Annotated in this window: 11 protein-coding genes; 6 read left to right on the forward strand and 5 right to left on the reverse strand. The window is 45.5% G+C overall.

Going from position 1 to position 12,973, the window contains the following annotated elements:
• Positions 1-131: 131 nt before the first annotated feature.
• The 4 genes from LZU85_RS11535 to LZU85_RS11550 all read right to left on the reverse strand — a co-directional run bounded on the left by LZU85_RS11535 (position 132) and on the right by LZU85_RS11550 (position 3,543).
• Positions 132-1,079: a LysR family transcriptional regulator gene (locus tag LZU85_RS11535; RefSeq protein ID WP_237287135.1), complete on the reverse strand. Its 948-nt coding sequence runs from the start codon at positions 1,077-1,079 to the stop codon at positions 132-134.
• A 10-nt stretch (positions 1,080-1,089) separates the two neighbouring features.
• The gene (ppk2, locus tag LZU85_RS11540; protein WP_176298045.1) at positions 1,090-1,866 is read right to left on the reverse strand and encodes a polyphosphate kinase 2; all 777 of its coding nucleotides are present in this window, start codon (positions 1,864-1,866) and stop codon (positions 1,090-1,092) included.
• A 53-nt stretch (positions 1,867-1,919) separates the two neighbouring features.
• Complete coding sequence (locus tag LZU85_RS11545) at positions 1,920-2,672, reverse strand: copper homeostasis protein CutC (protein WP_176298044.1); 753 nt, start codon at positions 2,670-2,672, stop codon at positions 1,920-1,922.
• Between the two features lie 262 nt (positions 2,673-2,934).
• Complete coding sequence (locus LZU85_RS11550; protein WP_176298043.1) at positions 2,935-3,543, reverse strand: peroxiredoxin C; 609 nt, start codon at positions 3,541-3,543, stop codon at positions 2,935-2,937.
• A gap of 197 nt (positions 3,544-3,740) precedes the next feature.
• Between LZU85_RS11550 and LZU85_RS11555 the strand changes: the two genes are divergently transcribed.
• The 3 genes from LZU85_RS11555 (at position 3,741) to aceA (ending at position 8,328) form a co-directional block, all read left to right on the forward strand.
• On the forward strand, positions 3,741-4,646 hold the full coding sequence (locus LZU85_RS11555) for a hydrogen peroxide-inducible genes activator (RefSeq protein ID WP_176298042.1): 906 nt from the start codon (positions 3,741-3,743) through the stop codon (positions 4,644-4,646).
• Positions 4,647-5,252: 606 nt separating this feature from the next.
• Complete coding sequence (aceB, locus tag LZU85_RS11560; RefSeq protein ID WP_237287179.1) at positions 5,253-6,887, forward strand: malate synthase A; 1,635 nt, start codon at positions 5,253-5,255, stop codon at positions 6,885-6,887.
• 127 nt (positions 6,888-7,014) lie between these two features.
• Complete coding sequence (aceA, locus tag LZU85_RS11565) at positions 7,015-8,328, forward strand: isocitrate lyase (RefSeq protein ID WP_039469899.1); 1,314 nt, start codon at positions 7,015-7,017, stop codon at positions 8,326-8,328.
• A gap of 107 nt (positions 8,329-8,435) precedes the next feature.
• Here aceA and LZU85_RS11570 read toward each other — a convergent pair whose 3' ends face one another.
• Complete coding sequence (locus LZU85_RS11570; protein WP_176298041.1) at positions 8,436-8,891, reverse strand: CBS domain-containing protein; 456 nt, start codon at positions 8,889-8,891, stop codon at positions 8,436-8,438.
• A 238-nt stretch (positions 8,892-9,129) separates the two neighbouring features.
• Between LZU85_RS11570 and LZU85_RS11575 the strand changes: the two genes are divergently transcribed.
• From LZU85_RS11575 to tgt, 3 genes are all read left to right on the forward strand, one after another.
• The gene (locus LZU85_RS11575; protein WP_237287136.1) at positions 9,130-10,317 is read left to right on the forward strand and encodes a trypsin-like serine protease; all 1,188 of its coding nucleotides are present in this window, start codon (positions 9,130-9,132) and stop codon (positions 10,315-10,317) included.
• 215 nt (positions 10,318-10,532) lie between these two features.
• Positions 10,533-11,585 (forward strand): tRNA preQ1(34) S-adenosylmethionine ribosyltransferase-isomerase QueA, encoded by a 1,053-nt coding sequence (gene queA / locus LZU85_RS11580; protein ID WP_011149594.1) that lies wholly within the window; start codon positions 10,533-10,535, stop codon positions 11,583-11,585.
• 216 nt (positions 11,586-11,801) lie between these two features.
• Positions 11,802-12,938 (forward strand): tRNA guanosine(34) transglycosylase Tgt, encoded by a 1,137-nt coding sequence (gene tgt, locus LZU85_RS11585; protein WP_013572355.1) that lies wholly within the window; start codon positions 11,802-11,804, stop codon positions 12,936-12,938.
• Positions 12,939-12,973: the final 35 nt, after the last annotated feature.

Genomic DNA, 12,973 nt, shown 5'->3' on the forward strand with positions numbered 1-12,973 from the left:
AGAGGCAAGTATTGATATGGTAGGGTTGCTTGTAACCATCAATTTGCCTCAGAAATCGATTCCTTGTTTCACATGACAATTTCTGATGGCAATAATGATTGATAAGTGTTTGGTTATCTAATATTGGTTGGTTATTTTGGCGATAAGCTTAAGTTATCGCTAAGCTGATTTTCAAGGACAGTTTTGATTTCGTGATGTATCCAATGCATCAATGGATTATTACGATTTCTGCTGTGGTAGTAGCTAAATACACCATGCGTAAACGGCTGGCCAGCAACCAAAATATTAAGCGCTCTTAGGGTGGGGTATTGCGCGAGGGGAAACAAATTGGAGTGAGGCATAAAGTAGTCGGTATGTTGAACAATATCGATCACGGCAAGCATGATTTCTGAGCGAAAACCAACGGTTGGAGTGGCGCCTTCTTTTTCCATAAGCTGCGCCGCATGGGTAAAGTTGTCATTCCATCCTGGGGTGATAATGGAAGCGATCGGGTAAGGCTCGAGATCTTTTGCTGTCACTGTTTGTTTATCAATCGGATGACCACGTCTCACAATCAGTTTTCCGGTCAGTTCGACCAGCTTTTTACAAGAAATATTTTGCGGAACATTTTGTTCTAAGTTCACACCGAAATCGATAGTTCCTTGTTGGAGGTCAGTGAAGGTGTCTCTATTCCAACCGACCAGTTCAATCGTACAATTCGGTGCTTGGGTGATAAAGCGAGTAAACAAAGCGCCAGTTAAAGAGGCCATAACAATAGGTGAAAGCGCAATTTTAATCCGACCAGAAAGCTCGATGGGATTGAACTCATGGGTTTGATTGAGCGCTGAAGCCAGTCCGTCGAGATGCGGCGTAATGGCCGTCAACACGGTTTCAGTAAATGGAGTGGCTTCTAAACCGGTGGGGACTTTGACAAACAGCTCATCACCAAAATGATGTCGCAGCTTCTGTAGTGCTTGGCTAATTGCTGGCTGCGAAACGAACAATCGCTTTGATGCTTTACGCATGTTTTTTTCTTGGTAGAGCACCATGAAAGTGCGCAATAAGTTCAAATCGAGAGAGTAAAAAAGATCTTTAGCCATATTGTGTCAATTAGTATTTAAAAGGAACAAAGGTTTGCTCTTCTGCTGGAGAACGAACATACCCTTCTTTGTTGAGTTCAGGAAGCGTAACGGGTGGATGAACCACTTCTTGGTAATCAATACTGCTCAATAGATGGCTGATGCAGTTGAGTCGTGCTCGGCGTTTATCATCCGAGGGAACCACCCACCATGGGCAATGTTTGGTGTCGGTATAAGCAAACATTTCATCTTTAGCTTTTGAATATTCAGCCCAGCGGTTACGTGATTCTAAGTCCATCGGGCTGAATTTCCAGCGCTTTATTGGGGTGTTGATGCGTTCGATAAAGCGTTTCTCCTGTTCTTCATCGGAAACCGAGAACCAGTATTTTAGGAGCACAATACCTGAACGCTGTAGCATGCGTTCAAATTCTGGGCAAGAACGTAGAAACTCTTCGTATTCATCATCGGTGCAAAACCCCATCACTTTTTCTACGCCAGCGCGGTTATACCAGCTGCGATCAAACAGCACGATTTCACCGCCGGCAGGTAAATGCGCGACATAGCGTTGAAAATACCACTGCGTTTTTTCTTTCTCAGTTGGCGCTGGCAGTGCGGCGATTCGACAAACACGAGGGTTAAGTTTCTCGGTGATGCGCTTGATCACTCCGCCTTTCCCAGCGGCATCTCTACCTTCAAATATCACAACCACTTTGAGTTTTTTGAACTTAACCCATTCTTGCAGTTTGACTAGCTCGATTTGCAAACTCTCGAGTTCATGTTCATAGAACTTCTTTTTCAACTTTCCCATACGCCCTCCTTTGCTTTGTTAAATCATAGCATTGAAGGAGGAAATTCGGGCAGTTAGCTGATTGATTTGAGAGCTAATACGGTATTGCGAATGGTGGCTGCATGGGTAATTGGGATAATAAAATCATCTTGATCAGTTGCGCCCATCTTGCTGTCAGAAGCAATAAAGGTCATTTTGCTTGGGCGAGTGCTCTTGCCTGAAAGATGCAGCTCTTTAACCCCCGTTGTCTGTGTCAGTTCGGCAACGTTATCGGGGGAGACTCCTGCGCCTGCCATGATAGCGAGGCGTGATTGGCTGAGAGCCACGAGCTGAGTCAGCGTTTCTTTACCTAGCGGGGCACTGGCGGCAAGCCCAGAGGTCAAGATTCGCTCGCATCCAAGGTCAATGATCTGCTCTAAAGCGGTAAAGGGCACTCGGCATTGATCAAAAGCACGGTGAAAAGTCACGCCAAGCTCTAGCGAGTGGGCGAGTTTGACTAATACACGGGTTCTTGCAACATCAATATCGCCATCTGCTGTCAGCAGGCCAAATACCACGCCTTGTAGGCCTGCTTGCTGAGCAGACAAAATATCTTGCTGCATGATTGCAAATTCATCATCGCTGTATAAGAAGTCTCCTTGTCTTGGCCTGATCATGGCGTAAACCGGAACCGTCGACAATTTTGCCGCGAGGGCCATAAACCCATAGCTAGGGGTTAACCCACCTAACGCGAGGGATGAGCAAAGCTCAATCCGAGTCGCGCCACCTTCAAGAGCATTGTGTAGAGATTCGATATTATCGATACAAACTTCGACTTGGTAACTCATGTTTTTTCGTTTGAATAGAGAGAACAGAAGTTCATCATAGCAGGAGCATGGTGAAGAATAGGGGTAAACTTTTTCGCTTCAATTACCGGGTTTAGAAGGATGTTTTGCGCGAAAAAGAAAAGCCCGACGCAATGCATCGGGCTTTGGAAGGACTCTACTTTATACTGATTGGCGCGTTGCGGTTTCCGCAATCTATTGTTTTATTGTCTCTCTTTGAGAACTTCCAACCATTCACCCGTTTGAGCTCGGGTGTTAAAGAACCTTATTTTTTAAGGTCAGCTGCGTGCTCAGATAGGAACGCTGCAACACCTTGAGGTGATGCGTCCATACCTGCTTTACCTTCTTCCCATTGAGCAGGACATACTTCGCCGTGCTTCTGGTGGAAGTTCAGAGCATCAACCATGCGTAGCATTTCGTCGATGTTACGACCTAGAGGCAGATCGTTTACTACTTGGTGACGTACAAGACCATCTTCGTCGATTAGGAAAGAACCACGGAAAGCAACGCCTGCTTCTGGGTGCTCAACATCGTACGCTTTACAGATTTCGTGCTTAACGTCAGCAATTAGAGGGTATTTAACTTGACCGATACCACCGTTCTCAACTGGCGTGTTGCGCCATGCGTTGTGAGAGAACTGTGAGTCGATAGATACACCGATAACTTCAACACCTTTCGCTTGGAAATCTTCGTAGCGGTTGTCGAATGCGATCAGCTCAGATGGGCAAACGAAAGTGAAGTCTAGTGGGTAGAAGAAAACAACCGCTTTCTTACCTTTAGTAAACTCTGCAAAATTGAAGTTATCAACGATCTCACCGTTACCTAGAACAGCAGCAGCAGTAAAATCAGGGGCTTGACGACCTACTAGTACCATTTTTTTGCTCCTAAAAATGTATTGTTTCTAAACCACAATCTAAGTTTCGGGTTTAGTCCGTGTTTGTACGCGACAAACTATAGTACAGATTGTAGTATTGAAAAAAGCGAATTAAATAGATTAACTTCATCGAAAAAAGCGATAAGAGCAATTCTATCGAGTTAATCATACAAACGACGGTAAGTATTAATAATTTTATGAATAAATGGCCCAGTCTGAAGCAGTTGCACTATCTTATTACTTTGCATGAAACGCGACATTTTAGTGATGCGGCTGAACGTTGTTTTGTCAGTCAATCGACGTTAAGTAAAGGTATCCAAAATTTAGAAGAGTTGATCGGCTGTCCTCTCTATGAGAAGAAAGACAAAAAAAGCCCATTGGTTTTTACTCAGGCAGGTGAACTGGTAGTCATGCATGGCAGAGAGCTATTGGCAAAGGGGCAAGATCTCGTTGAGTTGGGGAACTTGTGTCAGGGTGATAGCATGCAAGGGCAATTGAAACTGGGCTGCATTCCTACCATCGCACCATTTTTATTGTGCGATTTAGTACAAGAAATCAACCAACGTTTTCCTCAACTGAATCTTCTATTGCGTGAAGATACAACAACCAACCTATTGACGGCTTTACGTCATGGTGAATTGGACGTATTGATCCTTGCTTTACCCGTTGAGATCGATGGGATGGAAAGTCGCGTTGTCGGGCAAGATCCATTCAAAATGGTGATCAGCCGGAACCAGGTCGGGGCGATTAAAGTGCCAATAAAATATGACGACTTGCCTGATGAGTCGGTGTTTTTATTGGAAAAAGAACATTGTCTGACCGAGCACGCTGTGTCGGCCTGCAAACTGACTGACAAAGAGAAAATTAACCCATTTAGTGCGACCAGTTTGCATACCTTAGTGCAAATGGTGGCCAACGGTTTAGGCACCACTTTCATTCCTCAAATGGCTATCGATCACGGTTTGTTGGACAACCAGAATTTGGTTGTCGTTGAACCACCCGGTCAGCAGGCTTATCGTAATATCGGCTTGGTTTGGCGACCGAGTTCTTCGCGCACGAAAACATTTAATCAACTGGCTGAAGTGGTTTCTGAACTGCTTTAGCAAATAGTAGTAGCCTGATTTTTCCTTCAAACATCAAAAGGCACACTGGTAATGGTGTGCTTTTTAGCATTTTATTCTATTCAACACGCTTGGCTTGTAAAATTTTACACACCATCTTTGATGAACCTTTCATAAAATTGTGAAATTTCACATTGTTAATTTTACATACTCAACCAGTTTCTCTGTTTAATTATTGTCCCATTCGTTGGCGTAGAGCCTCTATGATAAAGGGTTACCGCACCTTTTTTAAAATTCATACGGCCGTTTAAAACTTGTTCATCAGCAAAGTTGCTGTGTAATTAAATTACGTAATAAATTACAAATATCAGTAAAAAATCAATCACTTGTTTGAAACGGAATAAAACTTTGAATTTAACTTTTTGTTTACTTTTGAACTTTTACTCTAATGCTTGTTGGTGTAAGTTATTTAAAGGCTTGTAAGACTTATGTCTAGATTGTAAATCAACTGCGCATCATGGATGTTATAAGCGTAAAGACGAGATGCTAAGTGAAATAACACGCAAGCCCGTAGGTTTTTAAGTGTGGTTTTAAACTTACAAATGTTGTTTGTTGTTCACTATTAGCAAAATGAAAGGAAGAATAATGATGCTTGCTCAAACGCCCGACAAAGAAAACACACAGACTGAACAACAGACCCAAGGCACGCTTGAAGTCACGGGAGTGCTGTCTCCTGAACATCAAGCTATTTTCCCTGTTGAAGCCCAAACCTTTTTATCTCAGCTGTGTGAGCGATTCTCATCGCGCGTCGATCAATTGTTAACTGCCCGAGAAGAGAGACAGAACAAGATCGATCAAGGAGAGTTGCCTGACTTTCTGGCAGAGACTCAGGATATTCGAGAAGGGAGCTGGAAAGTTTTGGGGATTCCCAACGATCTGCAAGATCGTCGAGTCGAAATTACCGGGCCAACCGACCGCAAAATGGTGATCAATGCTCTAAACGCCAATGTAAAAGTCTTTATGGCGGATTTCGAAGACTCGATGTCTCCCGCGTGGGATAAGGTGTTAGATGGCCAGATCAACTTGCGTGATGCGGTCAATGGCACCATCTCCTACACCAACCCTGACAATGGCAAGCATTATCAGCTGGCGGAAAATCCAGCGGTGTTGATCTGCCGTGTTCGCGGCCTTCATTTAAAAGAAAAGCATGTAACGTGGCACGGTCAGATCATTCCAGGTTCCTTATTTGATTTTGCACTTTATTTCTTTAACAACCACAAAGCGTTGTTGCAAAAAGGCAGTGGTCCTTACTTCTATCTCCCCAAATTGCAGTCGCATCATGAGGCGAAATGGTGGAGCGAAGTGTTTCATTTCACCGAAGAGTATTTCGGTTTGGATACAGGCACGATCAAAGCAACGGTACTGATTGAGACGCTGCCTGCCGTCTTTGAAATGGATGAAATTCTCTTCTCGTTAAAAGAGCATATTGTTGGCCTCAACTGTGGCCGTTGGGATTACATTTTTAGCTATATCAAAACACTGAAAAAGCACCCAGACCGTGTGTTGCCGGATCGTCAGGTGGTTACCATGGACAAGCCGTTCCTCAATGCTTACTCGCGTTTACTTGTCCGCACCTGTCATAAACGCGGTGCGTTTGCGATGGGAGGGATGGCCGCTTTTATCCCAGCCAAAGACCCACAAGAGAATCAAAAGGTATTGGATAAGATCCAAAACGATAAGTCACTCGAAGCCAACAATGGTCATGATGGCACCTGGGTGGCGCATCCTGGTTTAGCTGATACCGCCATGGACGTGTTTAATCGTGCTCTAGGTGAGCGTAAAAACCAGCTTGATGTCACTCGCCAAGACGATGCGCCGATTACTGCTAAACAGTTACTCGAGCCTTGTGATGGAGCAAGAACAGAACAAGGTATGAGACACAATATCCGAGTTGCATTGCAATATATTGAAGCATGGATCTCTGGGAATGGTTGTGTGCCGATTTATGGCTTGATGGAAGATGCGGCAACGGCAGAGATTTCTCGCGCTTCTATCTGGCAATGGATTCAGCATGGAAAATCACTGGATAACGGTCAAATGGTCACCAAAGCGCTGTTTCAGCAGTATCTCGATGAAGAAATACAAGTCGTGAAACAAGAAGTGGGTAGTGCACGTTTTGAAGCCGGGCGTTTTGCTGAAGCTGCTGAGCTGATGGCCAAGCTAACAACCAGTGATGAACTGACCAATTTCTTAACCGTACCGGGTTATGACTACCTAGATTAATGAGTAAACCAATCAACAACCAATAACGTGAACCTTCATTGGCGGAGCAGGATGTACCGCTAACGAAATGGAAAAAATAGCGCACTCAATTTTAATAATCAGCGCTCATCAACAGAGGGAAAGACCGATGACTAATTTAACTCGCCGCCAACAAATCGAAGCTCTAGAAAAAGATTGGGCAACCAATCCTCGCTGGAAACATGTTAAACGTACCTACACAGCAGAAGAAGTGGTTGCATTGCGTGGCTCTATGGTGCCAGCAAATACCATCGCACAGCGCGGTGCAGATAAGCTTTGGTCTCTGGTAAACGGTAGCTCGAAAAAAGGCTATGTGAACTGTCTGGGTGCTCTAACGGGTGGCCAAGCGGTACAGCAAGCCAAAGCAGGGATTGAAGCGATTTATTTATCGGGTTGGCAGGTTGCGGCGGATAACAATACGGCTTCAACCATGTATCCAGACCAATCTCTTTACCCTGTGGATTCGGTTCCTTCAGTAGTCAAACGCATTAACAACTCATTCCGCCGCGCAGACCAAATTCAATGGTCTAACGGTAAATCACCAGAAGACGGTGGTATTGACTACTTCCTACCTATCGTTGCTGATGCAGAAGCGGGTTTTGGTGGTGTGCTGAATGCGTATGAGCTAATGAAGTCGATGATTGAAGCGGGGGCTGCGGGTGTACACTTTGAAGACCAATTGGCTTCGGTGAAGAAGTGTGGCCATATGGGCGGTAAAGTATTGGTTCCAACGCAAGAAGCGGTGCAAAAACTGGTTGCGGCTCGCTTGGCGGCTGATGTGGCAGGTACAACGACTCTCGTTATCGCACGCACCGATGCTAACGCAGCAGATCTTCTTACTTCTGACTGCGATCCATACGATGCGGACTTTATTGTTGGCGAACGCACTCAGGAAGGCTTCTATCGTGTACGTGCTGGTATTGACCAAGCGATCTCACGTGGCCTTGCTTATGCGCCATATGCGGATCTTATTTGGTGTGAAACGGCAACTCCGTGTCTTGAAGAAGCGCGTAAGTTTGCTGAGGCTATTCATGCGGAATACCCAGACCAACTGTTGGCATACAACTGCTCGCCATCATTTAACTGGGAGAAAAACTTGGATGCTGAGACCATTGCTAAGTTCCAACAAGAACTCGCAGATATGGGCTACAAGTATCAGTTCATCACCCTAGCTGGTATTCACAACATGTGGTTCAACATGTTTGAACTGGCACACGCATATGCTCAAGGTGAAGGTATGCGCCACTACGTCGAGAAAGTTCAGCGTCCTGAATTTGAAGCGGCGGAAAAAGGCTACACCTTCGTTGCACACCAACAAGAAGTGGGTACGGGTTACTTTGATAAGATGACCAACACCATCCAAGGTGGTAACTCTTCAGTCACGGCACTGACGGGCTCTACCGAAGAAGACCAGTTCCATTAATACCTTTCCATCTTTAGGTATTAACCACTGCATGAGCGGCGAAAGCCGCTCTTTTTCTTTTCCTATCAGGACAAACAAGGTGCTCGCTACTAAGAGTGTCGCGGGAATTACAAATCGTCTTCGACTTCTAACTCTTCTGGTTCGGCTTCTTCTTGCAGCTCCAGCAGATTGATCGCAATCGTGACGAAATCGGTGTCGGTAATGATTCCGACTAAATGGCCTTTTTCAACCACCGGTAAACAACCCACTTTGTGTTTCTGCATGTAGATGGCACTTTCTTTTAATCCCGCTTTGGGTTCCACCGTCATAATGCTGGTGTGCATCATCTCGTAGAGTGGAGTTGCTAAGGTAAAAGATGACTCTTGTGATGTCCGGTTGAGGCTTGACTCTTGAGCGGCCAATATGTCTCGCTGGGTGACGATGCCAAGAAGCTGTTTGTTCCCATCGACAATGGGAATATGGCGGATATCGAGCGCTGCCATCATGTTTTTTGCATCCGCAAGAGTATGTGAACGCAACAAAGTATGAGGGTGGCGAGTCATCATATCTTCGACTTTTATCATGGTGTCCTCCTAGAGTTCCGTTCTCTTTTTACTATAGAAACAAATGGCATAAATATCTGGGAGCTAGACCATTTTTCCGCAACAAATTTGATGCGAGTCACTTTGCATTATCCAAGCAACAGTTGCGCAGGGAATAAGGGACGAAAGGACATTCCTCGCATATTCTTGGGGCAAGGATTTCACAATGGCTTGGACTGCACGAATATGAGTGCAGTTGAGCGATTAATGGCTTTAAATTATGTGGAAAAAAACGTTTCTATTGATTGGGATGCTAGCCGTAAGTGTGAACTCTCAAGCTATCATTATGGGGGAAGAAGACCCCGATGCAACCTACAGGGTGACAATCCGAGCCAGTAATATGGCGGAATTCCCCATTTGTGGTGGGACCATGGTGGCCGAACGGTGGGTACTTACTGCTGCACATTGTGTTGTCATGGGCGAAGGTAAAAATGTTGCGAGTTATTATGTGACAAAGCCCAGCGATATTTCGGTGACAGCGAGAACACCTGCACTTAATAGCTCGACAACAAACAATTACTTTGCCGTTTCTCATGTGGTGGTGCACCCGAAATACACACGTTTAACGAAATACAAAAGCAATAGTAATGGTAGCTATACCTTGGTTAGCACCAGTTTAGATAGTGACATCGCATTGCTCTATCTTGATCGTCCCGTTACGGGCATTCCTCTCTCTGATTTGCCAACGGTTGCAGAAATGAGCCAGATAGAAAGTCGACTCAATGGCGATTGGAACGATGAGTTTGTCACCAATCTCCGTGTCAAAAATGTTACTGCTTCCGGTTGGGGAGCGACAGTTGCTGATGCTTCAACGCCAGCTAAAACCTTACAAAAAACACAGCTAACCTATTTGCCCATCACCTCTTGCTATCAACGATTGGAATTGGGTAATGATCTACCGGGTATCATTGAAGCTCCAACCAACGTGACCAAAATCTGCACCATGCCCAATGAAGTGTTGCCTTGGAAGCCTGATGAGCGCACCCAATATGGCAATAACGTGTGCAAAGGCGACAGTGGTGGTCCTTTGATTGACGATGTCACTGGCAAACAAATTGGTATTGTCAGCGGCATTCCGCTCATTACGCCGATTTGTGCCTCGGTCACGCAGCCGAGTTTCTATACCAGAGTGAGCAATTATTACGACTGGATTCAAAGCTATATAACGGCTACTAACCCTCCAAGCAGCCACATTCTAAAACCAGACTTCATTTTGAATGCAGGTTCAGGCGGTGACAGTGACTCAGGCGACAATGGCGATGGGACGGATGGAAATGGCGACAATTGCCATGGCGGGATTTCAACCAACAGTTGCAGTTTTACTGGCACTGCAGAAGGTGGAAGCCTTGGTGCGTTGACGCTTTTCGCCCTGTTTGTGCTGGGTAGGTATCGTCGAAAAATTGCTTAACTTAGCCGCACGCGGTCTTTTCTAAGAAAACGCACCACTCATATTGAGTGGTGCGTTTTTCATTCCAAGCTCAAAGTCAGGAGCGCGGCGAGTTGTTACATTCTCAGTCTGAACTTTTCTTGCTATTGATTGGTCTCGCTCTATACTAGCCCACTGCGAAAATTTTACTCGCAACAGAATTCCTTTATTTCGACAAATTTACCAAGAGCAGTAGCATGCAAGTTTCAGATTTTCACTTTGACTTACCTGATGAACTGATCGCTCGTTATCCTCAATCGGAGCGTACCGCCAGTCGTCTACTTCAGCTAAATGGCAACACCGGCGCTGTAAAAGATGGCTCGTTCAAAGATGTGTTGGAGCTGGTTCAAGCAGGGGATCTTGTGGTGTTTAACAACACACGAGTGATTCCTGCACGCATGTTTGGCCGTAAAGAATCGGGCGGCAAGTTGGAAGTCTTGGTCGAGCGTATGCTTGATGAGAAGCGCTTCCTCGCGCATGTACGCAGTTCTAAGTCTCCGAAACCGGGGACGTTAGTCTTTCTTGGGGAAGAAGACCAATACTCAGCAGAGATGGTAGCACGCCAAGATGCGTTGTTTGAGCTCCATTTAAAGGCAGACAAAACCATTCTCGAAGTGTTGGAAGAAATTGGCCATATGCCTCTTCCACCTTACATTGACCGCCCAGATGAGGATGCGGATAAAGAGCGTTACCAAACGGTTTATAACCAAAAACCGGGTGCGGTTGCTGCACCGACGGCGGGATTGCATTTTGACAATCAACTGCTTGAGCAGATCAAAGCCAAAGGCGCTGAGTTTGCGTACGTGACGTTGCATGTCGGTGCTGGCACATTTCAGCCAGTGAAAGTGGACAATATTCTTGAGCATCACATGCACTCTGAGTATGCAGAAGTACCACAAGAGGTGGTGGATGCGATTAAAGCCACGAAAGCACGTGGTGGCCGCGTCATTGCGGTTGGTACCACGTCAGTACGCTCTCTAGAGAGCGCGGCGCAAGAGTCGTTGAAAAACGGCACAGAGTTGATGCCTTTCTTTGGCGATACGGAAATCTTCATTTTCCCTGGCTATCAATATCAGTTGGTGGACTGTTTGATCACCAATTTCCATTTGCCAGAATCGACGCTGATTATGCTGGTGAGTGCATTTGCCGGTTATGACCATACCATGAATGCGTATCAGCATGCCGTGGCCAATCAATATCGCTTTTTCTCTTACGGGGATGCGATGTTCATTGAGAAGAAAACGCAATAAGCAATAAAAAGCGCAACAAATGTTATCTAAAGTGAAGTAAGTTTCATTTTAGTGGTGCAGATCGGGATAATCTTGGCTGCATGCAAAACGAGTGCTAGCAGCAGGCTAGAGGGATGGATTCACTCCATTTTTTCGCAAGGAAAACGCGACCGCTCTGGTGGGACGGAAACGTCCGTGACAATACCGTCAGACTGTTTCTCTGACGTTGGAGGCTTCGTGAAATTAAAATTTGATCTTAAAAAGAAAAATGGCAATGCCCGTCGTGGTCAATTGACATTTGAACGTGGAACAGTGCAAACCCCGGCGTTTATGCCTGTAGGTACTTACGGTACCGTTAAAGGTATGACACCAGAAGAAGTAAAAGAGACGGGTGCAGAAATTCTACTAGGCAACACATTCCATTTATGGTTACGTCCTGGCCAAGAAGTGATGAAAATGCACGGCGATCTGCACGATTTCATGAACTGGCAAGGTCCTATCTTGACTGACTCAGGCGGTTTCCAAGTGTTCAGCCTTGGTGATATTCGTAAAATTACCGAAGAAGGCGTGCATTTCCGCAACCCAGTGAACGGTGACAAGATTTTCATGGATGCTGAGAAATCGATGGAAATTCAAAAAGACCTCGGTTCTGACATCGTAATGATTTTCGATGAGTGTACGCCTTACCCTGCGACTCACGCTGAAGCGAAAAAGTCGATGGAAATGTCTCTGCGTTGGGCACAACGCTCGCGTGACCATTTCGATAAGCTCGAAAACCCGAACAACCTGTTTGGTATTGTTCAAGGCGGTGTCTACGAAGATCTTCGTGATGTGTCAGTTAAAGGCCTAACAGAGATTGGTTTTGATGGCTATGCGGTCGGTGGTCTTGCGGTTGGCGAACCTAAAGAAGACATGCATCGCGTACTTGAGCACACCTGTCCTCAGTTACCAGAAGATAAACCGCGTTACCTGATGGGCGTGGGCAAACCAGAAGACTTGGTTGAAGGGGTTCGTCGCGGTATCGACATGTTTGACTGTGTAATGCCAACGCGAAATGCGCGTAATGGACACCTATTTGTGACTGGTGGTGTGATCAAGATCCGTAATGCGACACATAAAACGGATACAACCCCTCTCGATCCGCACTGTGACTGTTACACTTGCAAAAATTACTCTAAGTCGTATCTGCACCACTTGGACCGTTGTAATGAAATCCTTGGTGCTCGCTTAAACACTATCCATAACCTGCGTTATTACCAACGTCTCATGGAAAGCATTCGTAAAGCGATTGATGAAGATCGCTTCGAGCAGTTTGTGGAAGAGTTCTACGCTCGACGCAATCGCGAAGTGCCACCACTCGGTAAACAGGCATAAGTTCGCAATAGTAAAAAAGTGTTACGCCATCTTGT

The organism is Vibrio floridensis, from assembly GCF_021852965.1.
In the GTDB taxonomy this organism is placed as follows: Bacteria; Pseudomonadota; Gammaproteobacteria; order Enterobacterales; family Vibrionaceae; genus Vibrio; species Vibrio floridensis.